Source organism: Methylocaldum sp. RMAD-M (assembly GCF_017832375.1).
Taxonomy (GTDB): Bacteria; Pseudomonadota; Gammaproteobacteria; order Methylococcales; family Methylococcaceae; genus Methylocaldum.
Genome location: NZ_JAFIBZ010000027.1, coordinates 20,186 through 46,655, shown reverse-complemented (window position 1 = coordinate 46,655; position 26,470 = coordinate 20,186). Strand labels below are relative to the sequence as shown.

Annotated in this window: 22 protein-coding genes; 16 read left to right on the top strand and 6 right to left on the bottom strand. The window is 57.5% G+C overall.

The window, feature by feature from the left end; genetic code table 11:
* The first annotated feature begins 38 nt into the window (after window positions 1-38).
* Genes JOD69_RS19670 through JOD69_RS19655 form a run of 4 tightly spaced genes read left to right on the top strand, consistent with a single transcriptional unit; the run spans window position 39 to window position 3,445 of the window.
* Window positions 39-1,175: an ABC transporter permease gene (locus JOD69_RS19670; protein WP_077729615.1), complete on the top strand. Its 1,137-nt coding sequence runs from the start codon at window positions 39-41 to the stop codon at window positions 1,173-1,175.
* 2 nt (window positions 1,176-1,177) lie between these two features.
* Window positions 1,178-1,945, top strand: a complete 768-nt coding sequence (locus JOD69_RS19665; RefSeq protein WP_077729614.1) for an ATP-binding cassette domain-containing protein — start codon at window positions 1,178-1,180, stop codon at window positions 1,943-1,945.
* A 1-nt stretch (window position 1,946) separates the two neighbouring features.
* Window positions 1,947-2,861 carry an MlaD family protein gene (locus JOD69_RS19660; protein ID WP_077729613.1) on the top strand — a complete coding sequence of 305 codons (915 nt, stop codon included), beginning with the start codon at window positions 1,947-1,949 and terminating at the stop codon, window positions 2,859-2,861.
* Entirely contained in the window at window positions 2,858-3,445 is a 588-nt protein-coding gene (locus tag JOD69_RS19655; protein ID WP_086133137.1) for a hypothetical protein, read from the top strand. The genes JOD69_RS19660 and JOD69_RS19655 overlap by 4 nt, the downstream gene beginning before the upstream one ends.
* Before the next feature lie 721 nt (window positions 3,446-4,166).
* On the opposite strand, the gene JOD69_RS19650 is transcribed toward JOD69_RS19655, so the two are convergent.
* From JOD69_RS19650 to JOD69_RS19640, 3 genes are all read right to left on the bottom strand, one after another.
* The gene (locus JOD69_RS19650) at window positions 4,167-6,434 is read right to left on the bottom strand and encodes a TonB-dependent receptor (protein ID WP_348529973.1); all 2,268 of its coding nucleotides are present in this window, start codon (window positions 6,432-6,434) and stop codon (window positions 4,167-4,169) included.
* A gap of 127 nt (window positions 6,435-6,561) precedes the next feature.
* Entirely contained in the window at window positions 6,562-7,209 is a 648-nt protein-coding gene (locus JOD69_RS19645; protein ID WP_077729611.1) for a response regulator transcription factor, read from the bottom strand.
* On the bottom strand, window positions 7,206-8,639 hold the full coding sequence (locus JOD69_RS19640; RefSeq protein ID WP_240502454.1) for an ATP-binding protein: 1,434 nt from the start codon (window positions 8,637-8,639) through the stop codon (window positions 7,206-7,208). Before JOD69_RS19640 ends, JOD69_RS19645 begins: the two co-directional genes overlap by 4 nt.
* Before the next feature lie 579 nt (window positions 8,640-9,218).
* On the opposite strand from JOD69_RS19640, the gene JOD69_RS19635 reads away from it, so the two are divergent.
* The 12 genes from JOD69_RS19635 to JOD69_RS19580 all read left to right on the top strand — a co-directional run bounded on the left by JOD69_RS19635 (window position 9,219) and on the right by JOD69_RS19580 (window position 20,998).
* Window positions 9,219-11,024 (top strand): methanol/ethanol family PQQ-dependent dehydrogenase, encoded by a 1,806-nt coding sequence (locus tag JOD69_RS19635; RefSeq protein WP_077729610.1) that lies wholly within the window; start codon window positions 9,219-9,221, stop codon window positions 11,022-11,024.
* A gap of 170 nt (window positions 11,025-11,194) precedes the next feature.
* Window positions 11,195-12,064 (top strand): methanol oxidation system protein MoxJ, encoded by an 870-nt coding sequence (gene moxJ / locus JOD69_RS19630; protein ID WP_077729608.1) that lies wholly within the window; start codon window positions 11,195-11,197, stop codon window positions 12,062-12,064.
* A 340-nt stretch (window positions 12,065-12,404) separates the two neighbouring features.
* Window positions 12,405-12,878 (top strand): cytochrome c(L), periplasmic, encoded by a 474-nt coding sequence (gene moxG, locus JOD69_RS19625; RefSeq protein WP_086133139.1) that lies wholly within the window; start codon window positions 12,405-12,407, stop codon window positions 12,876-12,878.
* 32 nt (window positions 12,879-12,910) lie between these two features.
* Window positions 12,911-13,186, top strand: coding sequence for a methanol dehydrogenase [cytochrome c] subunit (locus JOD69_RS19620; RefSeq protein ID WP_077729605.1), 276 nt, complete (start codon window positions 12,911-12,913; stop codon window positions 13,184-13,186).
* Window positions 13,187-13,321: 135 nt separating this feature from the next.
* Window positions 13,322-14,341, top strand: a complete 1,020-nt coding sequence (locus tag JOD69_RS19615) for a MoxR family ATPase (protein WP_086133140.1) — start codon at window positions 13,322-13,324, stop codon at window positions 14,339-14,341.
* Between the two features lie 221 nt (window positions 14,342-14,562).
* Window positions 14,563-15,420, top strand: a complete 858-nt coding sequence (locus tag JOD69_RS19610) for a vWA domain-containing protein (RefSeq protein WP_077729602.1) — start codon at window positions 14,563-14,565, stop codon at window positions 15,418-15,420.
* The gene (locus JOD69_RS19605) at window positions 15,417-16,400 is read left to right on the top strand and encodes a hypothetical protein (protein ID WP_086133141.1); all 984 of its coding nucleotides are present in this window, start codon (window positions 15,417-15,419) and stop codon (window positions 16,398-16,400) included. The genes JOD69_RS19610 and JOD69_RS19605 overlap by 4 nt, the downstream gene beginning before the upstream one ends.
* Entirely contained in the window at window positions 16,397-17,389 is a 993-nt protein-coding gene (locus JOD69_RS19600; RefSeq protein WP_086133142.1) for a vWA domain-containing protein, read from the top strand. Before JOD69_RS19605 ends, JOD69_RS19600 begins: the two co-directional genes overlap by 4 nt.
* Window positions 17,374-17,940, top strand: a complete 567-nt coding sequence (locus JOD69_RS19595; RefSeq protein ID WP_086133143.1) for a hypothetical protein — start codon at window positions 17,374-17,376, stop codon at window positions 17,938-17,940. Before JOD69_RS19600 ends, JOD69_RS19595 begins: the two co-directional genes overlap by 16 nt.
* Entirely contained in the window at window positions 17,901-18,887 is a 987-nt protein-coding gene (locus JOD69_RS19590) for a vWA domain-containing protein (protein WP_240502453.1), read from the top strand. Before JOD69_RS19595 ends, JOD69_RS19590 begins: the two co-directional genes overlap by 40 nt.
* Window positions 18,888-18,989: 102 nt before the next feature.
* Entirely contained in the window at window positions 18,990-19,523 is a 534-nt protein-coding gene (locus tag JOD69_RS19585; protein WP_086133144.1) for an SRPBCC family protein, read from the top strand.
* 257 nt (window positions 19,524-19,780) lie between these two features.
* Window positions 19,781-20,998, top strand: coding sequence for a PAS domain-containing sensor histidine kinase (locus JOD69_RS19580; protein WP_086133145.1), 1,218 nt, complete (start codon window positions 19,781-19,783; stop codon window positions 20,996-20,998).
* A gap of 584 nt (window positions 20,999-21,582) precedes the next feature.
* Here the strand turns inward: JOD69_RS19580 and JOD69_RS19575 are convergent.
* The 3 genes from JOD69_RS19575 to JOD69_RS19565 all read right to left on the bottom strand — a co-directional run bounded on the left by JOD69_RS19575 (window position 21,583) and on the right by JOD69_RS19565 (window position 26,453).
* On the bottom strand, window positions 21,583-21,909 hold the full coding sequence (locus JOD69_RS19575; RefSeq protein WP_086133146.1) for a hypothetical protein: 327 nt from the start codon (window positions 21,907-21,909) through the stop codon (window positions 21,583-21,585).
* A gap of 246 nt (window positions 21,910-22,155) precedes the next feature.
* On the bottom strand, window positions 22,156-22,635 hold the full coding sequence (locus tag JOD69_RS19570; RefSeq protein ID WP_086133147.1) for a hypothetical protein: 480 nt from the start codon (window positions 22,633-22,635) through the stop codon (window positions 22,156-22,158).
* Window positions 22,632-26,453 carry an RHS repeat-associated core domain-containing protein gene (locus tag JOD69_RS19565; protein WP_086133148.1) on the bottom strand — a complete coding sequence of 1,274 codons (3,822 nt, stop codon included), beginning with the start codon at window positions 26,451-26,453 and terminating at the stop codon, window positions 22,632-22,634. The genes JOD69_RS19570 and JOD69_RS19565 overlap by 4 nt, the downstream gene beginning before the upstream one ends.
* Between the last annotated feature and the right edge of the window lie 17 nt (window positions 26,454-26,470).

The window sequence follows — 26,470 nt, the reverse complement described above, 5'->3', positions numbered from 1 at the left end:
CCTTGTGCGTAGGCACTAAAGGCGATTGAATACCCGGCATGGTAAAGCAGTCGCCCGGTGAGTCATTCACGCCGTCTATCGAAAAAAGGACAGTATCCGGCCGTTATATTCTCGTGCTGAAGGGGGGCTGGAATTTGCGCGGCCTGTCGGCGGAGGGGGCGCGTCTTCGCGAACAGCTTCAGGTCTATGCCCGCGATGAAGCAAGCGAGTGGGACATCCGCGAAGTTGCCGCCTTGGACAGTGCGGGGGCATTTTTGCTTTGGCGAGCCTGGGGTGGGCAGTTGCCAGGCAAGGTCTATTTGCGCCCCGAGCAGGAGTCTACGTTCATCCGGTTGCAGAACTGGTCTGCAACCTCCTTCGGGCCGATAGTCCGGCATGCGAAACCGGTCGGCGAGCGCGTTCGAAGCTTCTTTTCCGTTGGAACCGAACATTTAAGGGCGCTTGTCTCGATACTCGGACAATTGATCTTGGATGTGGGGCATGTGCTGCGCCATCCTCGGGACGTGCCGTGGCGGGAAATCTCGGCGGCGATTCATGAGACCGGGGGACGTGCGTTGGGCATTACCGCTTTGGTCGGGTTTCTCATCGGAATCGTGGTTAGCTACCTCTCGTCCCTGCAATTACAAACCTTCGGCGCTCAAATCTACATCGTCAACATACTCGGGCTGAGCATTATCCGAGAACTCGGTCCACTGCTTGCGGCCATTCTCGTGGCGGGACGCTCGGGATCGGCCATGACCGCGCGTATCGGTGTGATGCGAGTCACTCAGGAATTGGATGCGCTCGAAGCGCTAGGTATTTCCCGTTCGCTACGCCTTATTTTTCCAAAAGTCGTCGCCCTGATGGTTGCCTTGCCGCTCCTGGTCGTTTGGACCGATGCGATCGCATTGATCGGCGGAGCGATCGCCGCGCATTTCGAACTGGGAGTTGGTTATTATCAATTCTTCATGAAATTACCTGATGCGGTACCGGCGGCCAATTTCACAATCGGGTTCGGCAAGGGAGCGGTGTTCGGGCTGTTCATCGCACTCTTGGCTTGTCATTTCGGCTTACGCATAGAGCCGAACACCGAGAGTTTGGGCAATGAAACCACCCGCTCGGTGGTCGCATCAATTACTCTAGTAATCTTGATCGACGCTGTTTTCGCAATCCTGTTCCGCGGGGTAGGGCTGTAATCATGAGCGATCCCGTCATCCGAATGGAACGGATTTGGACCTGTTTCGGAAAAAACGTGGTGCATCGGGACATCAGCCTGACGCTGGGCAAGGGGGAAATCTTCGGATTGGTCGGCGGCTCTGGGAGCGGCAAGACGGTGCTGATGCGGGAAATGATCGGACTCCAGGAGCCGACCCGTGGCAAAGTCTACCTCTTCGGCGAGTGTCTGCAGGACGCCGCGGCCGATCGTCACCAGCGGCTCCGCAACCGTTGCGGCGTGCTTTTTCAGGGAGGAGCTTTATTCAGTGCCCTGAGCGTTTTCGATAACATCGCATTCCCATTGCGTGAATTCGGTCTTTTCGATGAAGAACTCATCGGCCATTTGGTACGTATGAAGCTTACTATGGTGGGGTTGACCGAAAACGCCGGTTTGTTGATGCCATCCGAACTGTCCGGCGGCATGATCAAGCGGGTCGCCTTGGCGCGGGCGCTGGTGATGGAGCCTGAATTGCTGTTTCTCGATGAGCCGACCTCGGGGCTCGATCCCGTGCTGAGCGAAGAGTTTGTCGATCTACTGAGCGGGCTGCATCGGGAACTCGGCTTTACGGTGGTCATGGTGACGCACGATTTGGACACGGTAAAAGATTTATGCACGAAGGTCGGCGTACTGGCCGATCAGCAGCTAGTCGTGTGTGGTCCGGTTGAGGATGCGTTGGCTTCCGAACATCCTTTTGCCCGGCATTATTTTCATGGAAAGCGCGGTCACCGCGTTTTCGAGCGGATCGGTTGATATGGGTAGAGAAACCTATGCATTCCTGACCGGATTGTTCGTAATCATTTTGGGTGCGGCGTCGATCATCGCCGCCTTATGGTTGGGGAACTACGGCGAAGAATACAAGAGCTATTATGTCGTCACCCAGGGAGCGGTTTCGGGGCTCAATCCCGAGTCGACCGTCCTTTTTCGCGGCGTGAATGCCGGCAAAGTGTCATCCATCAGTTTCGATCCTGAAGACCGCCGGAACATTCTCGTCCGGGTCGAGTTGAATGAGGATCTGCCGATTACCCATGGCACCTACGCCATGCTGCGCGTTCAGGCGCTGACCGGCCTGGCGCAGGTGGAACTGTTCGACACCGGCGAACAACCGGAGCCTTTACCTACGGATCCCGACAATCCCGCGCGTATTCCGCTACGGCCTTCGCTGTTCGATAAGCTGACCGAATCGGGGCAAGACATCCTCTCCCAGCTCGGCGTGTTGGCGAACCGGCTCAACAGCGTGCTGAACGAAAGCAATCGCGAACGGATTCAGCGTATTCTGGAATCGGTTGCGATCGCAGCCGAACAATTGGCTACATTAGAGGAAAGCATGGACGAGATGCTGGCGGAAATGCCCGCTTTGACCGGAGAGGCGCAGCGGATGATGGCGGGAATCACGCGCCTGACTGATGACCTGGGAATCGCTGTCAAGGAAATCCGAGGGCTCGCCAGGAACACGGAAGACTTGATCACCGCCGGTAGCTCGGCGGGAGATGTGGTGGTGCAATCCACTCTGCCTAAGGTAAACGCATTGCTCGACGAGACCCGTTCGATCGCCGTCAACGTTCGACATCTGTCCGATATGCTGAGAGATGACCCGCGGATCCTGTTGCTCGGGCCGCCCAAGCAAGTGCCTGGACCGGGAGAGCCGGGCTTTCAGGAGCCGAAATGAAGAGATTTCTTTTCGCAAAGCTGTTTCTTGTGATCTTGATCGCCTCGGGTTGTACCTTCACGCCTGAAAAATCACCTCCGCCTAGGCTTCATGATCTGGGACCGCTGCCGCACGGTTCGGACCGTCTGCCGGCACCTTGGTCCAAAGTGGACGTGACCGCTCCGGAGTGGTTGAAAGACGACCGAATTCGTTATCGTCTCGTGTATTCGGATGCCACACGGGTTGGAGTTTACACTTTGGACCGCTGGATCGCGCCTCCGCCTGAACTTCTGGAACTGCGCTTTGAACTTTCGGGCGATGGCGGACCACTACGGGTTCGAATCGAACTTCAGGAGTTCGAGCAGATTTTCGACCGCCCCGACCACGCCAAGGCGCTGATTCGCTTTCGCGCGTCGGCTTACGATCGCAGCAGTAAGAAGCTTCTGGCCGAACGGACCTTCGAACTCGACAAGATCTCGCCTAGCGCCGATGCCGCAGGCGCGGTAGTGTCCTTGGCGGATCTGGCCGACGACGCCATAGCGGCGGTCCGGACCTGGATGGAAGGGATGGATCTCGCGCGTGGGGCCACTGGGGGAACTCCTTGAGCCGTTTTTGGCGGTCGTATCCATAATCCCATCCCCGGTTACCGAGGGGCGCCATCCGATAGCACCTCATCTCGCATGTCTCAAAATGAGATTTGTGTGTTGGACGCGAACTGTACCGACCTGATCATTTTTGGAAACATTGCGGATACTCAGCGATACTTAAATCCTTAGTAATTTGCTTGGGTATTAGAAGATACTTCTATTCGAATACAAATAGGTTTCAGATTTTTAAAGAAAAAATTGTGAGGGTGTTCATAGATCAAGGGACGGGTAAAAAAGTGTGGACACACAAAATTTTTTCTTTAGACTGTGCCGCAGCTTTACGGAGGAAGCGCGAAAACATAGAGTCGTCAAAGAGGAGGAAAGACCCCTTAGGGGGCGATATAACTACTATAAAAGCACTAACAAGATGCGTCGCCGCTAGTGGCCGACGCGTTACGCTACAACAACAATAATAATGATATTGCCCGCGTACTGCGGGCTTTTTTTTGCCTGCCATCGGGCAAAAAAAAGCGACCACTAGGGTCGCCAAGAGGAGGAGAACTTTCGGCCGGACTCAATCGAAGTTTCGAACTAAATCACACCAAGTTCTATTGAGGTTGGTATAAAGTATACAGACTTATACTCGCCTTTGTCATAAGACATTCTTATGAATTAAATAGGGCCCGGTTATTACCGTCCGGAAAACAATATGTAAAACAGCGGATGGTAAACGCCGAACTCATAGGGACAGCTTAAGCCCGACCCAACCAGCCCTCGGAGAGCCGATGCCCACGAAACGTGGATCGGTAAAGCTATCACCAAGCACTTCGTCAGCTTCGCCATATAGTCCGAAAGTGTAGTACCGTTTGTCGAACAGGTTGTCGATACGGCTGAATAATGCCACGTGCTTGTTGAAACGGTATTCGCCATGTAGGTTGAACACGGCATATTCCTCAAGCGGCTTGTTTAGATTGGCTTCGTCGCCACGGAAGTACTGACCGCTGTTGTAAATCATGTTTACGCCCACGGTCAGTCCTTTAACGACCTCCACGTCCGTCGAGACTTTCAGCATGTGCCGCGGAAGGCCGGGAACGCGGTCGCCTTTTTCCACCTGGATCTGGCCGTTATCATCAGCGGACGGGTTGTTCGGGCTGCTGGCGAGAAATGGCGTACGGAAGGTGGCATCGAGCAGTGTGTAATTGATTCCGAACCGCACCCGCTCGAATGCCCCGGAAAGCCCAAGTTCGATACCCCGGCGCCGGGTGGTCCCGACGTTGTCGAAGTAACCCTGATTGGTGAGATTGCCGCTGCTGATGAAAAGAATGTCGTCGTGGTTTTCAGTTTGGAACAGGCCAGCGTTCCAGTTGATATTTCCGCCCCACAGTCGAGCGAATTCGCCCCGGAAACCGGCTTCCCAAGTTTTGGCCACCACCTGATCCAGCGGCGGGTCGGCAAGAAACGCGTTCGGTAGCTTGCAAGGGGCTTCCGGATTGGCGCAGGTCAGCTCAACCGGAGTCGGTGCCCGGTTCGATTCGCTATAGCTGCCGTAAGCGGTGAATTCCGGTAGGAAGGCATAGGTCAGTCCGGCCGAGGGGTTGAACCGTTCGAACTTGTGAAAGCCGTTCAAGTCCTCGCCGTACTGATCGTCGAGCCGGACGAAAGACAGGTTGTAACGGCCCGCTGCCGTCACCGCCAGTTTGTCGGTGACCGACAAGGTGTCGCTGAAATAAATTCCGTGGTGACGAACATGGGCGTGGACTCTCACCCGCGATTCGCCCACCAGAACTCCGCTGCCTATGGTGCCTCGGTCGTCGGTGAGAGAAGCGAGCTCCGTATCCGAGCTGAAATGAATTCGTCCTTCGTCATAACTTCCGCCGGCGACGATACGGTTGTGCATACCGAACATCTCGTGCTCGAAAGCGCCCTGCAAGCTGCCGCCGTAACTGCGCTGGTTGGTTTGGCTGGTGTTGTTGGTCGCTCCCTCGACGGCGTCGCTGGCCAAGACGTTATTGCCGTTGACATCTTCGACGATCTCTTCTTCGTCGCCTTCCTCCTCGCAAAGAAAACCTTCGTTGGCCTCGTCCTCGCATTCCTCAAAATCGGAATCGTCGCCATTGAATGTCTTGATCCGGTTTTGCCGGAAATAAGCGTTACCCGACAGCTCGAAGTGATCGGTAAGCCAGGTGCTGCCGTCCAAGGACGCCAGGAACAATCGGGTGATGGTACGGTCTGGATGGGTGAAAATTGCTTCCGGATCTTGCTTGGCCAGTTGAAGCGGCAAAGCGCCGTTGCCGATCAATCGGTTATTGTTGGAAGCCAGGGTGAGGTTCAACTTGGACCGTTCGTTTTGCCAGCTAAACGTTCCGAATCCCTGCTTGACGTCGGTGGGCGAGTTATCGCGCCAGCCGTCTTCATAGAAGCTCTTGAGGTCGACGAAATAGCCGACGGTACCGTTATTCCATCCGCTGGTAATTTCCTGCCAGTGCCGTCCCCAGGAGCCGCCTGCCACCTCGAGCGTGTGGCCTGGTGCACTGAAACCGGTCTTGGTGCGCATGGAAATGGCACCACCCAGGCTGTTCAGGCCGTAAACCGGATTCGAGCCCGAGTGCAGCGTCATTCTTTCGATGGCGCCTTCGGGGATCAAGTCCCAGTTGACGGTATCGCCGAACGGTTCGTTGAAACGAATGCCGTTGACATAGACCGATAACCCCTGGGGTAATCCCAGCAGCGGTGATGCGGTAAACCCCCTGAATTGAACATCGGGCTGGAACGGGTTGTTTTGGGCATCGTTGACGTTGACGCTGGCGAAGTTCCAGCGCATGTAATCCGCGAGCGAAAAGCTCTGATAGTCATCAAGTTGCTTGGACGTGGCCGTCTGCACCGGCGACGGAATTTTCTCCGCCGGTACGCCCGAGACCATAAGCGGCGTTTCGCCCACAATTTCGACCGTACCCAGATTTACGCTGCCGTCGTCGTTTTCCGCGGCAATGGCAATATCCGTGCTCACGAGGACCAGCAGAGAGGTTCCCGTGTGACATATTCTTTTTATAAACATAAAAACCCCCACACATTCAGCAGAACAGGGAATGGTAAGGGAGTTTAACCGGATGGAATATGGGAAAAATTCCCGACGTTTAAGCCTTCAAGAGGCCGTATTGATAGGCGAGGCGAGCCATTTCCGCGGTGGTGCTCACATTGAGCTTGTTCTTGATCAGAGTGGTGTAATTGCCGACGGTTTTATAGCTGAGGCGGAGTTCGTCAGCGACCTCTCGGGTCGTATAACCTTTGGCCAACAGACAAAACACGTCGAATTCGCGGGCGGAAAGCGAGTTCAAATCGGTGGAAGCGTCTTTTCCGGTGATGGTTTGAACCAATAGTTTCTGAGCGATTTCCGGTTCCACATAAGTTTCGCCCCCGGCCACTTTCTTAACGGCCTCGACCAAGGTCTCCGGAGCGCTACTCTTGGTGATGTAGCCCTTGGCGCCGGCCTCCAAGGCCCTAAGGACATAAACCAGTTCGTCATGGATGCTGAACACGAGTATTTTGGCTCCGGGATCGCGACCGGAAATGCGGCGGATCGAGGCAAGCCCGCCTATCCCCGGCAGGCTGAGGTCCATGACGATCACATTGGGTTGCGACTCGGAATAGTATTGGCAGGCTTCCTCGCCGCGTTCGGCTTCGCAGATCACCTCGATATTTTCGCTTTGAGACAGCAGGAGGCGATAGCCCGCACGGACCACGGCATGGTCATCGACCAGCATAACGGTGATTTTCGGATTCATCGGGAGGCTTCTCCGCAAGGTACGCAGACTTCGAGCGATACGCCTTCGCCGGAGCGGGTGTTCAGGCTGAATTGCCCGCCCAGGCTGGCGACGCGTTCACGAATGCCGATCAATCCGAAGCCGCGCCTAGGTTGGTTCGGATCGAATCCGCATCCGTTGTCGCTGATTTTGAGCTGGATCCAGCTTCGAGAACGGGTGTCCATTTCCTTCAGTCGAAGTTCTATCCAAACGCCGTCGGCTTCGGCGTGTTTAACGACGTTCGTAAGACATTCCTGCACGATACGAAACAGATGGATTTTCCCGGCACCGGCGAGTTCGTCGACATCGTCTTCACAATCGAAGTGAAGACTGACGCCGGGATTGCGGCTCCGCCAGCTTTCGATCAGATCTTCCAACGAGGCGATGAGCCCCAGTTCGTCCAGCATGAGAGGGCGCAGACGGCGCATCATTCCGCGCACGACGCCGAACAGCCGGTCGCAAACGCCCATGATGCACTCGATGGCTTCATTATCCTGAGGGCGGCTGTCCCGCTTGCGCAGCGAGGCTGCCATGACCTTGATCGCGCTCAAAGATTGTCCGAGCTCGTCGTGCAGTTCCTGAGCCAGATAGCGCCGTTCTTCCTCCTGTATGGCCAAGGACTGCTGAGTGAGCGCGCGGTTTTCGTCGCGGGCCTTTTCCAAAGTCGAGGCCATATGGTTGAACGCCCGAGAAATCCGCGCGAATTCAGGCAAGGAAAAGCTCGGCAGACGCCTGCCGTAATCGCCTCTCTCGATGTCTTCCAGACCGTCGAGAATCACGCCTACGCACCGGAAGGCCCTGCCTACCGTAATGTGCACCAGGGCATAGATCGTCACTGCCAGGACCGCTATGAGCGTCAAAAAGCCCAGAGCTTCGTTCCAAGCTTCGGCAATTTCGTCCTCCGGGTTGGCTTCGATAAGAATGCTGATGACATCCTTGCCGTCGGTTTCTACCCGTTTTTCGGCGACGATGGAACTGGAATCGGGCTTGACCGCCCAGGCAAACCAGCCGGGCACTTCGGATGTTCGTGGATTCCCTCGTGCCGCCGAGTCGGTGAGAGAGTGCTCGCCCCGTCCTTGGGATTCGCCCTTCGGGCCAGCCTGCGGCTGTCCAAATGTGCTTCCATCCACTCGATCCGGGGTTTGGCGGACTTGAATGCGAAGGTGCCGGGTCTTGTCCAGTCTATTCAACTGGGAGAACCAATTGCCTAGCGAATCATCCGTAGAGTTTCGACCTTCGGACAAGCTGACTTCGATCAGTTGCAGGGCTAGATTGACTGTGGAATCGATTTCCTCTGCTACCGATCGGCGGGCGTTGTGGACGGCGAATAAAGTGCCGAGGCCCAGTATCGCCAGCATGGTCAGCACGATCATCAGGTTCAGGCGAAAACGTAAGCTAAGGCTTTCGTGCATGATTTTTATCGGCGCGGCTGTGAATCTTCAGCCTTTTCATAGAAACGAAAACGGGCTCCAGCGAGCCCGTTCGAGAGTAAATCAAAACGGATGAACGTCATTCTTTAGCAATTCGGTAACTCTCTTCATCTTTTTCAACGGGAATTTGAATCGAATCAAGCTAGAGAACACGAATTACCCTGTCAAGAGCGTGAACCAATACTTGAAAAAAAAGGAATTTTTCCCGAGATCGTACCGTTGTTTGATTTATTAGCCCGGCCTCTAAATTAGGCCGGGTTAATCCGGGGCAGGGATGGCCCGGCGCGGCGACAAGCCGCTTGCGCCAAGGCCGGGCGTGTACCGTGGCCTTGGCAGCGGCCCGAAACACCAGGAGGGTATTTATGGGCCTGATTAACAAAACGGAAACCCGTAAGGGAGCGGGAGATTTATCGCATTTCTTCCTGATTTTTTCCTGTCCCAATTCGGGCTTATTTCACTACAGCCCGCCATGCGATTCTTCCAAAATTCGCCGCCGTGATCATCGATCCGTGATCGCTCTGTCTCAGGACAGTCCGAACAAGTATTCAGCGAGGAGAAAACATGCAAAAACGCAAACTGGCGGCGGCCGTCAGCGGCGCTCTGATGGCAGGGGGGCTTTTGGCCGTCTCCGGCACCGGCTCCGCAAACGACGCTCTCATCGAAATGGCTAAGGATCCGAAGAACTGGGTCATGCAGACCAAGGATTACAGCGCCACCCATTACTCCGAGATGGACCAAATCAATGTAGAGAACATCCATCACCTCAAGGTGGCGTGGACGTTCTCCACCGGCACACTGCATGGTCACGAGGGTGCCCCCCTAGTAGCGGACGGCATCATGTACGTCCACACGCCGTTCCCCAACAACGTATACGCCCTCGATCTCAACGATCCCGGCAAGATTCTCTGGCAATACAAGCCGAAGCAGAATCCGGCGGCCCGCGCCGTTGCCTGCTGCGACGTAGTGAACCGAGGCCTCGCCTACGTACCCGCCGGCGACCACGGTCCGGCCAAGATTTTCCTGAATCAGTTGGACGGTCATGTCGTCGCCCTCAACGCCAAGACCGGCGAAGAAATCTGGAAGATGGAAAACTCCGACATCACCATGGGTTCCACCCTGACCGGCGCGCCCTTCGTGGCTAAGGACAAGGTGCTGGTCGGGTCCGCCGGAGCCGAGCTGGGCGTGCGCGGCTACGTGACCGCCTACAACATCAAGGACGGCAAGATGGAATGGCGTGCCTACGCCACCGGTTCCGACGAAGATCTGCTGTTGGACAAGTCGTTCAACGTACATAACCCTCACTACGGCCAGTTCGGGCTCGGCCAGCAAACCTGGGAAGGCGACGCCTGGAAGATCGGCGGCGGCACCAACTGGGGCTGGTATGCCTATGATCCCAAGCTGGACATGATCTACTACGGTTCCGGCAACCCGGCGCCCTGGAACGAAACCATGCGCCCCGGCGACAACAAGTGGACCATGACCATTTGGGGTCGTGATCTCAACACCGGCAAGGCCAAGTTCGGCTATCAGAAGACGCCGCACGACGAATGGGATTACGCCGGTGTCAATTACATGGGCTTGTCCGAGCAGGAAGTGGACGGCAAGATGACGCCGCTTCTGACCCATCCCGACCGCAATGGCATCGTCTACACCCTCAACCGGGAAACCGGCGATCTGGTCAACGCCTTCAAGATCGACGACACCGTGAATTGGGTGAAAAAGGTCGATCTCAAGACTGGCTTGCCGATCCGCGATCCGGAATACTCCACCCGCATGGACCACGAAGCGAAAGGGATTTGCCCCTCGGCCATGGGTTACCACAACCAGGGTATCGAATCCTACGACCCTGAAAAGAAACTGTTCTTCATGGGCGTGAACCACATCTGCATGGATTGGGAACCGTTCATGCTGCCTTACCGTGCCGGCCAGTTCTTCGTGGGCGCGACCCTCAATATGTATCCGGGACCGAAAGGCACCTTGGGTCAGGTCAAGGCCATGAACTCGGTCACCGGCAAGATGGAATGGGAAATTCCGGAGAAGTTCGCCGTCTGGGGAGGCACCCTGGCGACCGCCGGCAATCTGGTGTTCTACGGTACGCTCGATGGCTACATCAAGGCGCTGGATTCCCGCAACGGCAAGGAGGTCTGGAAGTTCAAGCTTCCTTCCGGCGTTATCGGCCATCCCATCACTTATAAGCACAACGGCAGACAGTACGTCGCCATCTACTCGGGCGTCGGCGGCTGGCCTGGTGTCGGTCTGGTGTTCGACCTGAAGGACCCGACCGCTGGTCTTGGTGCGGTAGGCGCGTTCAAGGAGCTGGCTCACCACACCCAGATGGGCGGTGCGCTGTTCGTGTTCTCGCTATAAGTACCGCATGGTCGTAGGGCGGGTTAGCGTACTCGCGTAACCCGCCGTCCGCGACATCCGGCGGGTTACGACGCGCCGGACTGCCGTGGAATCCGGATGGCAAGGTGGGGCTGCGCGTCTAACCCGCCCTACGTCGAGCGACTCTTTATTTATTGGGAGGAAATCACCCCATGCGTTTGACACGCATAGTCATTTGCGCCTGGCTGTTGGCCGATATCGGCAGCGGACCTGAGGCGGCCGCAGAGCCCCTCAAAGTTTGTGCTGCGGAAAACGAACTGCCTTATTCAAACAAGGACGGCGAAGGCTTCGAAAACAAGCTGGCGGAACTGATCGGCAAGGAATTGGGAAGGCCGGTGGAATACGTGTGGTGGCAAGATCCGCGGTACTTCATTCGGGACCAGCTGGATCGGGGCTTGTGCGATGTCGTTATCGGCGTGGATACGGACGATCCGCGGATGTCGACGTCGAAGCCGTATTATCGTTCCGGGTACGTGTTCATATACCGCAAGGAAAAAGGAGTAAAGGTCGCCGATTGGGACAGCGACTTTCTGAAGAAGGCCGAACGTATCGCGTTCATGCCGGATACCCCCGCGGAGACCATGCTCAAGAAGGTCGGACGCTATTACGACCAGTTCAACTACCTGCAATCCCTGGTTGGTTTCAAGGCGCGCCGCAACCAATATGTTCGCTACGACCCCGAAAAACTGGTTCGGGAAGTCGAGTCCGGCAGCGCCGACCTGGCGGTGCTTTGGGGGCCCCAGGCTGCCCGTTATGTCAAAAACGCGGACAGACCTCTGGAGATGCGAGTGATCCCGGATCATCAGGCCCGCTCGGACGGGGAAAAGGTGCCGCACCACTATTCCACCTCCGTTGGCGTGAGAAAAGGTGAGGAAGCCTTGCTGGCGGACATCAACCGGGTGTTGAAGAAGCGCGAGAAGGAGATTCGCGCGCTGCTCAACGCGGAGGGAGTTCCGCTATTGCCCGTGGAGGAAACGGGAGCGGCTGCGAGGGAGATCGCCAAAAAAGGCAAATCGACGTAGCACGGATGCGGCGGACGAGTGGTGGCTAATGAAAAACATTCCCGTTTTTCAGTTTGGCTGACCGTTCGCGTCAAACCCCTCTTCCCGAGGGCTGTTCTGCCGGCTGGTCCGCAGAGTACATGGAAGGTGCGGCAGAGGGATCTGCCGCATGACAAGTCGGCCTGGCGATCGGCGAGGCAGCACTGAGTAGCGGAGCGAGGCTGACTTGCACACGCGGCACCCTTAGGGGGGGCCGCACAGGGATGTGCGGCAGGAATCCGTGAGCGGAATTCCTGGGCGCTGCCAGGTTTCAGCCGGCCACGAATTAAATGAATAAAAAAACGAAGAGGACACAAGCTTCATGAAATTACGAATCAGTATCGCTGCGCTCGCCGTGGGCGTGGCCCTCGTATCCGCCGAAAGCTGTGCGGAAATCACTTTTCGCCACGCCGTCACCGGCGAGACCCTGGATTTCGAATACGGTAAAAAAGGCGGCGATACGGACGCTTTCAAGAAATTCAAGGAAACAGGCAAGAACCCCTACAACGGCGACAAGGAAGCCATCGAAAAAGGCCATAGCCTGTATCTCACCGCATGCTCCGGCTGCCATGGTCACGAGGCCGAAGGCAAACTGGGGCCGGGACTGGGAGACGACTACTGGACTTACCCGAGAGCCGCTACCGATGTCGGCTTGTTCGAAGTTCTCTGGGGCGGTGCCCAAGGCATGATGGGGCCGCAGAGTACCAATCTGAACGCCGACGAAATGCTTCGAGTCATGGCCTGGCTGCGCGACATCTACAAAGGCGATCCCGCCAAGGCCGAATGGCTCAAATAGCTTTCCCCACCACCGAACAGGAGACTCGACCAATGAAACTGAAAACTTTAATCCTGAGCGCCGGGCTGTTGTCCATAGCCGCTTTCAACGCGAGTGCCTACGACGGCACCAAGTGCAAGGCACCGGGCAATTGCTGGGAGCCGAAACCCGGTTATCCCGAAAAAGTGGCGGGCAGCAAATATGATCCGAAGCACGACCCGGCGGAGCTGAACAAGCAACAAGAGGCCATCAAGGCCATGGAAGCCCGCAATCAGAAGCGCTGGGAACAGTTCAGCAAGACCGGGAAGTTCGTCTACAAGGTAGATTGAGTTGGCTGGCGGCTTGGGAGTTGTAGGGCGGGTTAGCGTACTTGCGTAACCCGCCGCCTCGCCTCGTAAGGCGGGTTACGCCGGAATACCGGCTAACCCGCCTTACGATAGGTTGGCTATTCCAATAATTCAAACATGCATTCCGAACAACTATTGGCCGACTGGCGAGAAAAAGCTTTTCGCTTCGAGTCGGAAATCGAAAAAGCCATCATCGGCCAGCCGCGAGCAATCCGGCTGATGACCATCGCCGTGTTCGCCCGCGGCCACGTGCTGCTGGAGGGCAACGTCGGTGTGGGCAAGACCACTTTGCTGAGAGCCGTGTCACTCGCCATCGGGGGCGAGTACGAACGGATCGAAGGGACCATCGATTTGATGCCCGCCGATTTGATCTATTACACCTACCTCGACGAGAACGGCCGGCCGCGAGTCGATCCAGGTCCCGTGCTCAAGCACGGTGAGGGGCTTTCGACCTTCTTCTTCAACGAAATCAACCGGGCGCGTCCCCAGATTCACTCGTTGCTGCTGCGCATCATGGCCGAGCGCAGCGTCACCGCATTCAACCGCGAGTTCCGATTCCCCTATCTTCAGGTGTTCGCCGACCGCAACCGGGTGGAGAAAGAGGAAACCTTCGAGCTTCCGGCTGCCGCCCGCGATCGGTTCCTGTTAGAGATCGCAATGGACTATCCGAGCGACGCGGATATCCTGGATCAGCTGACCTTTGATCCGCGGTACCACGATGTCAACCGTCTGCTCGGGGTGGTGACGCCGGCCGTGCTGCCTTATCGCGAGCTCGACGAGATCGCCGCGGCCATCCAGAGCGGCATTCAGGCCAGCCCGACGCTGCGTGCCTATACCCGCGACTTGTGGCGCGCCAGTCACGAACCGGAGCGGTTCGGCATCTCCGTGGCCGACGCCGACATGTCCGAGCTCATCCAGGCCGGGGCGAGTCCCCGCGGCATGAGTTATCTGATTCGCGCCGCGCGCGTCCATGCCTGGCTCAAAGGCCGCGACCGGGTCATTCCCGAGGACATACAGGGCGTGTTCTATCCGGCCATGGCGCATCGGGTGTTCCTGAAACCCGCTTACGAATACCGGCGCGATGAACTGGTGCCGGGATTGGTGGATAAAATCCTCCATTCGATTGCCGCACCGTGATTGCTAGCCTGCATTTCTCACACCCCTTCTACTGCGGACGCCGATTCGCTCGCCGTGGCGCACCGTACTCTTTCGCGCCGGCTCGACGTCGTAGGTCGGCAATCCTTTGCCGACGAGCGTGTGTCGGGAAAGGATTCCCGACCTACCACGACGCCGCCACTCAGTCCGTGCGGCGCGCCGCACCGACGCCTCGACGTCCTCGCTACGAAGGGGTGTGAGAAATGCAGGCTAGGCATACCGAGGAATTCCATTACCGGGTTTCCTGGCGTTCCGATGCCGTGCGCCCCGGCTTTCATCCGAGCCGGCGCTCCGGCAGCGGCGAGCGCTTTCATGGGCTCGCGCCCTTGCTGAAACACCCGGATCCGCGCCGGATCGATCTCCGGGCCAGCGTGCTCGATCCCTTCGGCGGCTATGCCGTCCGGATCTACGAGCAACGCAGTGCCATCAAGGTGTTCGCCATCGTGGATTTGTCGGCGTCGATGGAGTTTCGCGGCACCGGTTCCAAAATGGACACGCTGGCCGATTTCCTGGCGTCTTTGGCCTTGTCCGCGTACCGCACCGGCGACTCCTTGGGAATCATCGGTTGCTCGGAAAAGATCCACGCCGAATTTTCCCTGCCGCTGTGCCGTCACCCCGCCATGGCTTTGAACCTGGTGAGGCGTCTGCGCCGGTTTCGACCCAAGGGGACAAACGCCCGTGGCCTGGTGGAAGCGGCGCGATGCGTGCCCAATTCGCGTTCATTGGTTTTTCTCGTCTCCGACTTCCACATGCCCTTGACCTTGGTCAAACGGATTCTGGTGTCTCTGGGGCCGCACGATGTAGTGCCCTTGGTATTTTGGGACGCGAGCGAGATGGGGGGCGAGGCTACGCTCGGATTTCGCCGTATGCGCGACCTGGAAGACGGTTCGGAGCGCTTGCTGCTGTTACGCCCGAAGCTTCGTGCGCGGCTGGAAGAATCCTACCGGGATCGGCGGGAGCGTCTGGTTCATCTGTTCCTCAGTCACGGGCGGGAGCCGCTGTTTCTCGAAGAAGGATTCAAGGCCGACTATCTTACCCGGTATTTTCAGCGCGCCTTATGAAAAGGACGTACCTCGCTTTTCTGCTGCTTTTTTTAGGCGCTGCTGTTTCGCACGGCGGCGAGACTCCCGGCCCGGTCAGGGACTTTCAGGTCTCGACGCCGCGTCCATTCGGCTATGCCATCGGTGATGTTATCCGGCAGACGCTGAATGTCGCGGTCGATCGGGAAGCCTTGCTCGACCGAAATTCGCTTCCTCCGAGCCGAATCAATCGCTGGCTGGAACTGCGGGAGGCGAACGTACGGGAGTCGGAGCACGACGGTCTGCGCCGCTATTCGATAGAACTCGCCTATCAAAGTTTTTACGCGCCATTGGAGGTCAAGAATCTGGCGATTCCCGCCTTCAAGCTGGCCTTTACCCACGGTGAGGATGTCTTCGAACTGGAAGTGCCGGCCTGGCGTTTCACCACGGCGCCGATTCGCGAGCTTTCGATTCTTCGGGAGGAAGGGCTGGAGCCGATGCAGCCTGATGCGCCTCCCGCGCTTCCGAGCCGAACCGGTCCGCTCCGAGGACTGGCTTCGGCCGCCGCCGCCGGCGCGGGGGCTGGATTGTACCTGTTTTATCTTTACGGCTATCTTCCCTGGCAACAGAGAGGCCGCCATTTCAGAGCGGCCTGCCGCGCCGTACGAACCTTGAGCCGAGCATCCGGGGCACCGGACTATTCCTCCGCCTATACCGCCATCCACCGGGCGTTCAACGGCGTAAACGGGCAGCCGCTATTTTCGGATCATCTGGAGGCATTCTTTGCGGATCATCCGGCATTCGAACCTTTGCGCGAGGAAATTGCCGCCTTTTTCGCGAGCTCCTACGATTTCTTTTTCACCGAACGGCCCAAGGACAAGTTCGTCGGGAACGAACTTGGACCGCAAAGCGGGCCCCGAAGGGGCGAACCCCAGAGAGGGGGGGCGCAGACGGAATTTCCGATGCCCAGGCTCTTCCGCCTTTGCCGGGACTGTTACGACGTAGAGCGGAATCTTCGATGAATCTGGCGGTCGATCATGCCTGGGTTCTGCCGTTCCTCGGCCTCGCTCTGCTGCCGCTGGTCCGTCTGCCGGTGACCGGCTTCGATGCGCCGTGGAATGCGTTGCTGCCCGCCGATGCGCAATCGCGCGTCTGGACCTGGCTGATCAAGCTGATGGGCGTCGTCGCCATCACCGGTCTGGTGCTCGGACTCGCCGGGCTGCATCGGGAGGAATATGCGGTCGATCGAGTCGGTAACGGCGCCCATATCGTGTTGCTTCTCGACCGCAGCCAGAGCATGGACCACAGTTTCGCGGGGCGTGCGCCGTCGGGCGCCGAAGAGGCGAAATCAGCCGCGGCGGAGCGCTTGCTCAGCGAATTCGTCAGCGAACGAAAGAACGACCGGACCGGCGTCGCGGCCTACAGCACAGGCCCCTTATTCGTACTGCCCCTGACCGACGACCGCGAGGCGGTGCTGGCTGCGGTGCGCGCCTTGCGTTTGCCGGCCCTGGCGCAAACGCACATCGGTAAAGGCTTGCTGCTGGCGCTGTCGTACTTCGCCGGCCAGGCGCTCACCGGGTCTCGCATCGTGCTGCTGGTGTCCGACGGCGCGGCGGTTGTCGATCCGGACAGCGAGCAGAAACTGCGCAAGCTGTTCAAGGAGCATCAAATCCGCCTGTACTGGATTTTTCTCCGGACTCTCGGAAGTCCCGGCATCTTCGAAATACCGGAGGATCCGCGCGACGATAACGCGAGCGTCCGGCCCGAGCGTTATCTGCATTTGTTTTTCGAAAGCCTCGGCATCCCGTACAAGGCATACGAGGCGGAAAATCCGGCTGCCCTGCGTCAGGCCATAGCCGATATCGACCGGATCGAAAGCCTGCCGATCCATTATCAGGCCCGCATTCCGCGCCTGGATCTGACGCCGCTCTGCTACGGCGCGGCAGGTTTCGCGTTGCTGCTGTTGATCGGCGTGAAACTCTCGGAAGCTGAATCATGGGAAAAAGCCTAGAGCTGAAAATCGCGCTGCTGGCGCTAGCCGTTTCGACCATCGCCGGAATATTGGAATGGCAGGAGCTCCGGCGGATCGAGCTTGCCGGGGAGCAGGTTCGAAGCTTGCTGAGCGGCACCGATATTTCCCCGGACGATCGAGTCCGTGCGGCGCCGGAAGTGAGGCTGGCTCGGGCGGTTTATCTCGCCGGCAAGGATCGTCATGAAGAGGCCCTGGATGCCTACGGCTATCTGGTCGACCAGGGCGATACCCGATTTCGCGTTACGGCCCTGTTCGATCTCGGGAACCTGCACCTGCGACGCGCCTTGACACACGTGGAACAAAACGAGATCAACCGGGCGCTGCCGCTGGTGGAATTGGCCAAGGATGCCTACAAGAAGGCGTTGCGCCTGGACCCGAACCACTGGGACAGCAAATACAACCTGGAAGTCGCCATGCGGCTTCTGCCGGAAATGGACAGGATTCGCCGCGAGGGCGGAGAAGAGGAAAACGATGAAGAAGAGGGGGCGCTGTGGACCACGGTGCCGGGTTTTCCGCGGGGCCTGCCTTGAAACTGTCCACCCGCGCGCGCGACCCGCGCTTCGTCTGTCTGGCCCTGGCCTTGCTCAGCGTCGGGGTTACGCTTTTCCATCCCACCCTGAAGCTGTCGCGGCCGGTATTCGATCACATCGTCGTCGTCGACATTACCCGGAGCATGAACGTCGCCGATTATCGGGTAGAAAGCCGGTCGACGAGCCGCTTGGAAACAGTCAAGTCCGCCTTGCGCTCGGCCCTGCGGGAATTGCCCTGCGGTTCTCGGTTGGGGCTGGGGCTCTTCACCGAGCGAAGATCCTTCCTGCTGTTCGAGCCCATCGAAGTCTGCCGCGGGTTCGAAGCGGTCGATACCGCCATTGAGCACATCGATTGGCGCATGGCCTGGGGTGCCGACAGCCGCATCGCCGATGGACTCTACGATGCCTTGAATCAATTTCAGAATTACGGTTCGAACCTGGTTTTCGTTACCGACGGCCAGGAAGCCCCGCCTCTCAATCCTCGCTACAAGCGGGAGTTCGGCGCTTTCAAGGGCAAGCTCAGGGGATTGATCGTCGGAGCCGGGGGGCTGAGCCCGGCGCCCATTCCGAAATTCGACGAACGCGGCGAAGCCGTCGGTTTCTATTCGGAGGACGACGTCCCTCACCGATCCTCGTTCGGGCTGCCGCCCAAGCCGCCTTCCGAGATCGAGGGCTATCACGAGCGGAACGCGCCGTTCGGCAGCGAGCGGGTGATCGGAACCGAGCATCTATCCTCGCTCAAGGAAGACTATCTTCGCCAACTGGCCGACGAGACCGGACTCGTTTACCGGCGGCTGGAGAAACCCGAGGAATTGAGCTTGGCGCTTAAGAGCCCGGAGTTCGCGCGCCTCGAAGCGGTTGCCGCGGATATTCGCTGGCTGCCTGCCGGCCTGGCTCTGGCCGCGCTGGTCGTGCTTTACGGCATTCTGCCGTTTAGGCTCCGCTGATGGATAGCACGGTTTATATCGCGGGGTGAAACCTGTCTTGAGCTATGTCGAAAGGCCCGCTCCCACCATTCTTTTTCATTAACCCGAGGAGTTGTGTATTCCATGAAAATGATCGTTCCTGCCTTATTGACGCTCGGTTTGGCTTTTTCCGCCGGAGTTTCGGCCCATGGTCCGACACCCCAGAAAGTGGTCGAAACCGTCGAAATCGACCGTCCCATCGAAAAAGTCTGGGAGACGGTCAAGGAGTTCGGCGCCGTCGCGCAATGGAATCCGGCCATCTCGAAAAGCGAAGCCCAAGGCGGCAACAAGCCCGGCGAAAAGCGTACCCTGACTTTTCCGAACGGCGAACAATTGGTGGAGGAACTCGACTTTTACGACGAAAAAACCTACGAGTACGACTACCGGCTGATGGACGCCAACGTCAAGGCGCTGCCGGCGAGTTCCTATTCCGCTGTATTGAAGCTGACGCCGGCGGGGCAGGGGACCAAGGCGGAATGGAAAAGCCGTTTGTATCGCGGAGACACCGGCAATTTCCCGCCCGACGAACTGAACGACGAGGCGGCCGTTCAGTCGATGCAGGCTTTATTTAAAGCCGGCCTGGAAAATCTCAAGCGTATCGCCGAATCTGATCACTGATTTTCAAGAACGTCAGGCACGTTTGTCGGCAAGGGATTGTCGACCTACGGCACTACAGATCCGAGGCTGTCGCAGGGCCTTCCGAGACCCGCCGCCTATGCTTTGCAAACAGGATCTCCTTTCGTTTATATTTCGTTGCCGCCACTTGGAGGAGAAGGGATGGCGTCCAAGGTTATGGAGGCACGGCAAAGGCGGAGTGCACGATTCTCCGATGGTTGGCCACTTTATGGATTACAGCGAACGAGCGGAGGGCAAGGATGGCCGAAAAGAAGAAACCCGTCGAATGGCTCCGACGAATGGTCGAGACCGTGCATCGAGGCGTTTTGATACCGCACGCCAGCGAACCCGTTCCCCACGCCTATCGGCAGCCCTCCGACGCCGGAAAACTTAGTCGAAATATCGCTGATTCCCACAAGAAAGCCGAGAAATCGGAGCATCTGGCGATCAGGCATGTCTTCGACGACTGTTTGCTCATCGGCATCTACGTCACCCAGTATGGAGAGATCGTCTATGCCAACGACAAGCTGGCCAAAATTCTCGGATATCCCAAGGATCAGCTGATCGGCATGTCACCGGTGAAATTGTTTCATTCCGATCGTCGGTCATCTCAACAAGGCGTGGTCATGCATCAGCGAAGACTGGCCGTTACACCATCGGTGCCCAAAGCCAGAGCCGTCAGGAAAGATGGCGAGATCATCTGGATCAAGCGGAGCGAAGTCTTGATCTCGTATAATGGATCGAGCGCCGTCTTTGGGAATGTCGTCGACCTAACTCCGAAGAAACGGCTGAAGGAAATCGTCTGGCAGTCGAAACGCGAACTCCGCCTATTGTCCGCAAAGCTTCTCAGCGCTCAGGAGCAAGAGCGCAAGCGAATCGCTTCGGAACTTCACGACACGGTCGGACAATACCTGAGCGCCATCAAATTCAGCTTGGACAACGTCAACGTTCTGCTTGAAAACAACCAGATCGCATCCGGCCAGAGATCCTTGCGGGCTATTCTTCCCGTGATCAAGGAGGCCATTTCCGAGGTGAGGCGCATCTCGATGGATTTAAGACCGGCGATTCTCGACGACTTGGGTCTTCTCGCAACGCTGAGCTGGCATTGCCGTACATTTCAGGACATCTATGCCTACGTCGCAATCGAAAAACAAGTGGATATACGAGAAAACGACCTGTCCGGAGGATTGAAAATTTCGATCTACCGAATAGTCCAGGAAGCTCTGAACAATGTCGCCAAGCATGCCAAAGCCGATCGCGTCGTCCTTCGTTTGATAAAGACCGACTCTGTGATCGAACTGACCGTCACCGATAACGGTTGCGGGTTCGAGGTGAGCGAGGCGCTGGAAAGAGAAATACGACAACGCGGTCTGTGGCTCGCAAGCATGCGTCAGCGGAGCGAAAGTTCGGGCGGGTCTTTTTACATCGAATCCGCTCCAGGCATCGGAACGACTATTCGCGCGGTGTGGACCGGGTAGAGATTTCTTCTCCGTTTCCGGTCGGCGATGCTTGGGGGCGAAACCGCTCGGACGTGTAGCGCTCGCTGCCGAGGACGCAACCACAAGCCGGAAACGCTCCCGGATGCAGTCCCTATCTGTAGAGGGCTGCAATCAGCGCGATTTTAGGACCACATTAAACGCAACTATCTGTGCGATCGGGCCTGAGTTCGTCGCAACTGAGCCTGCTATCATCGGCGCCGGACTGCAATCCTCCGGGTCAGAACCACATTAGTTGCAACTGATCGTCATCGGTGCCTAAGTACATTCAGGGAAGTCTTGCGGCATAGGCAACCTGCAGGACAACCCCGCCAATCAAGCCAATCTGTCGAGATTCCGCAAATATTTGCGGAATGTACTTAGGGGGCATTTATGTGGACGCAGAAGGGCTTCGGCGGTCACCACCAGACCCGCAGGTAGTCATGAGCGGGTACACCCCGCTACCGGCGTTACACCACCGTTCCCAACCCTCCCAGCGACAAGCCAGAAGGCACGCTCCGGACCATTCTCAGGCAGGCCGGGATCGAACCGGAGACGTTTTTGAAGGGATGAAAGGCTTTCCCGCCTTACCCAGCGGGGTTGGACAAGCTTCGCTCTAGCTCTGCCAATTCTTCATCAAACCCGGAAGCTCTGTAGATATATTTCCTAACATCCTGCCCGAGCGCCGAATCAGGATCCAGATAAGTAAGCTTCAATAGTTTTGCAAGCTGTGCTTTGGTTGGGTGTTGGCGAAGCCACCAATGGAAGGCTCCATTTCGATCATGTTCAGCTCCCTCCTCATGCCCTGGGACATATCCTGCTATCTGCCAGTTGAACAACACATCAGGGTACATTCCCCAATACTCCCACTCATCGGGAAAGCGCATGAGGGAAAGGAATTGCTTTTTTGTCATGGCAATACCCCTGCATCCATTTGATCTAAACACCAGCCAGGATCAGCACGGCGTGCTGCGGAAATGGATAGTAAGCCGCCCGCTTGGAGCTGTAATAAAATGCGTCCATATTGGAAAATTTGCCGCTGCTGCGATTGGAGGTACCTTGATTGCGGACTCGAGTGATGCGGTACCTGCGTCGCTGCATTCTACATGGACTGCTTCGTTGATTCTCAACCCCCAGTTATACGAGTACGCTAACCCGCCTTACGACACTATGTCCCCCGGACCTTCCTGAAAGGAAAATTCAGTGAACTTCACTTCTAACCAAACACTGCGATCAAACTGCATGAAGTGTCGGAACATGCCTTTCTCCACCTTGCTGAATTCATGCACAAGTAAATCCACTGGCTGACTAGGCCAACGATCAGGTTCGAATGAGCAACTTACCGCTACCACGCCCGAGTAATTCAAGATGACCTCTGTTCGATGAGTGGCCAACAACAGACATACCTGAACCACAGAGATTACCGCTGCTCCCTCTGCGTACTGTTTACTCACACTCATCGACTTTAACCAAGCATCGTGCAAGGTGCTCTCACCGTTGATTTGGTAGCGTCGGCGATCGGTCGCAAACGCCACAAGACGCGCAGGCATTTCGGCCTTTATGCAATTCAGATAATCGAAGTATTGATCAAAACAAGTGATGCCCTGCTCGTTCTCGTAGATATGTGTGAGCTTTTTCATTGGCAGAACTCTGCCGATGGATTTACATCGCAAGCGTGTTCGGGGCTCGGTTTAGTCAACTCTATCATTGGTCCTAGAAAGGGAAGCTTGCCAAAAAAATTCTTCCATTTATTACCGCGAATATCCGCTAGGCCTTTCGGCGGAATCTTGCCCATCCTGCGTCCCAAGTCTACGGCTTGGCCTTTGCATTGCGCTTCGACAGAGTCAGGCAAACCATCTGGCCGCCCGGTTTTGCCGTGCTTGTCAAACCAGCCTTCTGGCCCATAAAGGCCAACCTCATTACCGTTTCTGTCGTATACGTGGATCTCAAAGCTGGATTGACCATTCACATCAAATGTATCGATACCACCTTGATAGCCCTGACCCAGGTTGGCATATTTTCGGGTCAGACCAAGTGGGTCTATGTACAAAAGGGGGTTGCCCTCGACATAGGCATAGGTATTTAGACCACCGTCGAGGCCGATCGGATCACTCTCCAGATACCGCCCGAGGCTCGGATCGTAATCCCGGAAATAGTTGTAGTGGAGTCCAGTCTCGGCATCGTAATACTGCCCCGGCAGGCGCAAGTTGACGCTGACACTCGGATTGACGAGGCTCGTTTTCCCGAACGGTTCGGAGTCCGCCGCCCACACCACGGTTCCCGTCTCATTGGTGGCTTTGAGCGGCGCGCCCAGATGGTTCGGGTGGAGATAGCTCGGGTTGCCAAGGCTATCGAGTTGGACCAAGGGCCGGTCGTCCAGGTAGACATAAGCATTCTCGTCTGCCAGCAGCTTCCCGTCTAAATCGAAGCTGAAGTAGCGGGTTTGGCCAGTGACGGTCTTCGTGACCCGCCGCCCGAGGGCATCGTAGCCGTAGTCGGCAAGGACCGTGCTGCCTTGCTTCGCCTGGCTCAGCCGGCCGTTCGCCCCATAGACGAACTCGGTGGTCCCCGCCTGGAGGGTGTGGCCCGCCGCATCGTAGGCGTAGGTTTTAGTCACCGCGCCGGTTTGCGCCTGGAGCCGCTGGTCGGTCAGGCCATACTGGTAATGGGTAGTATTGGCGTCGTGGATCTCGCTCTGCCGGTTGCCGGTGGGGTCATAGGTGTAGGTGAGAGTGCCGTAGGGTCCGGCGGCCGAGACCAACCGGTCGAGGGCGTCGTAGCCGAAGCTCTGGCTGTGGGCGCTGTTGAGCGCATCGGTCAACCCGGTGAGATTCCCAACAGGGTCATAGGCATAGGCGAGACTCTGGAGCGTTCCGGTGGTTTGCCCGGTGAGTCGCCCATCGAGATCGAAGCTCCGGGTCCAGACGAGACCGTTGCCGTAGGTGAGGCTTTGGAGGGGGCCGAAGGGCTGGTACTGGATGTCACTCGCAAGGGTCTCGACCGGGCCACCGCCGGTGGTTTGGGTGATCGTTTGGACTTGCCCGTTCACGGCCCTAGCATAGTCGACCTGGTGCAGGGCGTTGTAGGTGATCCGGGTCAGAAGGTCGGCGGCATCGTACTGGTAGGCGATCGTCCCTTGCGTCAGCCCGCTCGCGGTCTCTTTTAGAGTCTGGCTGAGCACCGCCCCGGTCGGACTGTAGGCGAAGTCGGTCGAGGTCTGACTATCGCCGAGTTGGGTCAGCCGGCCGAGGCCGTAGGCGCCCTGATCATAGGAGTAGGTCACATCCGACGCCGTGCCGGGATAATCAATGCCGGTGAGCCGGTTGAGGGCATCGTAGCTCGAAGTCGCCAGGGTGCCGTTGGCATCGGTTCGCGTCAGCCGATTGCCGGCGCTGTCGTAGGTATAGTGGGTCGTGCCGGTATTGGGGCTCGTCTCCTGGAGCAGATCGCCGAAGCCGTTGTAGCTGTAGCTGGTGGTGAGATTGGCGGGGTCGGTCACCGCGAGGAGATGGTCCAGCGCATCGTAGCTGTAGCCGGTGCTGCCCGAGAGGGGGTCGGTTTCGGACACCAGCCGGTTCAGGGCATCGTAGGCGTAGGTCGTCACCCGGTTCAGAGGATCGGTGATGGAGGTCAGATTGCCGCTGGTGTCGTAGGTCAGCGTGGCGACGTCGCTGACGTCGGTCCGAGGGCCATCGACGCTGGTGACTTGGCCAAAGCTGTTGTAGGTATAGCTCCAGGTCCGGCTCTGTCCGCCCGCGGTGATCGTTTTGGTCAGGCGGTTGCCGGCGGCATCGTAGGTGAAGGTCGTGGTCCGCCCCGGTTCGGTGATCTGGGTCGGCAGCCGGAAGCTGGCATGCCATCGGGTGGTGATGGTTCGAGCTTCTGGGCTCCCCACCGCTTCGGTGCGGCTCGTTTCGAGATTCCGGGTCAGATCGTATTGATAGGTGGTCTGAACGCCTCGAAAGTCGGTGCGGGAAGCGAGATTGCCGTTGGCATCAAAGGTCTGGCTGAGGGTTTTGGTGGTGCAGCCGGAAATGCAGGGTTCGGTGATCCCGGTATTCTTCCTGACTCCAAGTGTCGTTTGGAAGCCATAGGTTCGGCTGGTGCCGAGGGGATCGGTGACTGTCCGGGTGCCGTCGCTGTTGTACGCCACGGCGAACCAATCGGTGCCGCCGGCATGCTCGGTCGAAAGCGCCCGATTGGCGCTGTCGTATTTGAAAGTGGTGAAGCGGGTGCCATTCTCGTCCACGATCCCGGTCAGGGCATTTGGCAGGTTCGCCCCAGAGGTATAGGCCGGTTCGTTATAGACATAGGTCTTAAACTTTCCGTCCGGGTAGGTGACTTTAACGACATTGTTGTTCGTGGTGTTATCGTAGGTGTAACCATAAACCCCGCCGGCCGGATCAGTGACGGTAATCAGACGGTTTATGCCGTCATAGCCGAAGGTAAGGGTACGCCCCGTGGGATCGATTACTTGGTACAACCGACCGCCGCTGTAGGTCAGCGTCTGGGTGGCCCCCGCCCGGTTCTTGATCGAGACTAGCCGACCGTTGTAATCGTACGTCTCTTGCGAACCGTCCTCGGTCGTGATCACCGCGCCAGATGAGCCCAGCCACGCCAATTTGAAGTTGACGTCAGCGTCATAAGTGGCTTGGCCGTTCAGGAAACGAAAGGTGTAGAATCGACCATCCTCCCGAATGACCTTGGCCCACGAGGTACTGGGATACGGATATTCAATCCTTCGATCGTAGGTGTGCTGCCATACCTTGCCCAAGGTGCTCTGAGCACTGTAGTTGGCAACCGGGGTTTGGCTGTTATAGGTGCGTTTGAGTACGAGCGGGAACACCCCGTCGCCGCGATAGTCGACTTCAATCTGGTATTTATTGCCGATGCCGGTATGGATTGGGTTGCCGACACTGATGGGGTTCTCCTCAGGTTTTCCGGATGTGCATGTGTCGGGGCAACCCACATTTTTGGCGGTTGGAACACCATCCACAGTACAAAGTCCTTGCGCATTTCGCTGCTGTCCGACCGGACACGACGGCGCGTTGATGCACTGGGCCGGCGCCGAATAAGGCTCATACCGGCTGCCGCCGTATAAACACTCACCCCGAGTAAACCCACCCTGACTCCACGTGTAGTAAGGGGCCGGTCGGGCGCACGTTACCTGAAAGGTATTGCCGACCACCCATCCCAGGGCACCGTAATCAAAATCGACACTTTGCAGGGTGCCGTTAAAAGTTTGTTGACAGTAAAGGGTTCCCGTTTCAAAAGCGGAATCCCCTTCGACGTACACCCCGGTAGCACTAATCCACCAGGTAATCTTCGGGGAATAGGTGTCGGCCACGGCCAGATTGGGCAGCAGCGGGAGGATAAGGAAAACCGCTAGGCGTCCCGGAGTGAGGATCGCCCCTAAAAGCGTTATGAGCGCTGAACTCGCTTTGCTAGTGAAAGCCATCCCCCACCTCGCCTTCT

What these genes read in the sequence shown, in the direction of transcription:
- JOD69_RS19575 (WP_086133146.1), bottom strand. Translation starts at nt 21,909, where the DNA reads ATGACAAAAAAGCAATTCCTTTCCCTCATGCGCTTTCCCGATGAGTGG.
- JOD69_RS19620 (WP_077729605.1), top strand. Translation starts at nt 12,911, where the DNA reads ATGAAACTGAAAACTTTAATCCTGAGCGCCGGGCTGTTGTCCATAGCC.
- JOD69_RS19580 (WP_086133145.1), top strand. Translation starts at nt 19,781, where the DNA reads ATGGCCGAAAAGAAGAAACCCGTCGAATGGCTCCGACGAATGGTCGAG.
- JOD69_RS19615 (WP_086133140.1), top strand. Translation starts at nt 13,322, where the DNA reads ATGCATTCCGAACAACTATTGGCCGACTGGCGAGAAAAAGCTTTTCGC.
- JOD69_RS19610 (WP_077729602.1), top strand. Translation starts at nt 14,563, where the DNA reads ATGCAGGCTAGGCATACCGAGGAATTCCATTACCGGGTTTCCTGGCGT.
- JOD69_RS19655 (WP_086133137.1), top strand. Translation starts at nt 2,858, where the DNA reads ATGAAGAGATTTCTTTTCGCAAAGCTGTTTCTTGTGATCTTGATCGCC.
- JOD69_RS19570 (WP_086133147.1), bottom strand. Translation starts at nt 22,635, where the DNA reads ATGAAAAAGCTCACACATATCTACGAGAACGAGCAGGGCATCACTTGT.
- JOD69_RS19635 (WP_077729610.1), top strand. Translation starts at nt 9,219, where the DNA reads ATGCAAAAACGCAAACTGGCGGCGGCCGTCAGCGGCGCTCTGATGGCA.
- JOD69_RS19585 (WP_086133144.1), top strand. Translation starts at nt 18,990, where the DNA reads ATGAAAATGATCGTTCCTGCCTTATTGACGCTCGGTTTGGCTTTTTCC.
- JOD69_RS19600 (WP_086133142.1), top strand. Translation starts at nt 16,397, where the DNA reads ATGAATCTGGCGGTCGATCATGCCTGGGTTCTGCCGTTCCTCGGCCTC.
- JOD69_RS19605 (WP_086133141.1), top strand. Translation starts at nt 15,417, where the DNA reads ATGAAAAGGACGTACCTCGCTTTTCTGCTGCTTTTTTTAGGCGCTGCT.
- JOD69_RS19670 (WP_077729615.1), top strand. Translation starts at nt 39, where the DNA reads ATGGTAAAGCAGTCGCCCGGTGAGTCATTCACGCCGTCTATCGAAAAA.
- JOD69_RS19645 (WP_077729611.1), bottom strand. Translation starts at nt 7,209, where the DNA reads ATGAATCCGAAAATCACCGTTATGCTGGTCGATGACCATGCCGTGGTC.
- JOD69_RS19660 (WP_077729613.1), top strand. Translation starts at nt 1,947, where the DNA reads ATGGGTAGAGAAACCTATGCATTCCTGACCGGATTGTTCGTAATCATT.
- moxG (WP_086133139.1), top strand. Translation starts at nt 12,405, where the DNA reads ATGAAATTACGAATCAGTATCGCTGCGCTCGCCGTGGGCGTGGCCCTC.
- JOD69_RS19665 (WP_077729614.1), top strand. Translation starts at nt 1,178, where the DNA reads ATGAGCGATCCCGTCATCCGAATGGAACGGATTTGGACCTGTTTCGGA.
- moxJ (WP_077729608.1), top strand. Translation starts at nt 11,195, where the DNA reads ATGCGTTTGACACGCATAGTCATTTGCGCCTGGCTGTTGGCCGATATC.
- JOD69_RS19640 (WP_240502454.1), bottom strand. Translation starts at nt 8,639, where the DNA reads ATGCACGAAAGCCTTAGCTTACGTTTTCGCCTGAACCTGATGATCGTG.
- JOD69_RS19565 (WP_086133148.1), bottom strand. Translation starts at nt 26,453, where the DNA reads ATGGCTTTCACTAGCAAAGCGAGTTCAGCGCTCATAACGCTTTTAGGG.
- JOD69_RS19595 (WP_086133143.1), top strand. Translation starts at nt 17,374, where the DNA reads ATGGGAAAAAGCCTAGAGCTGAAAATCGCGCTGCTGGCGCTAGCCGTT.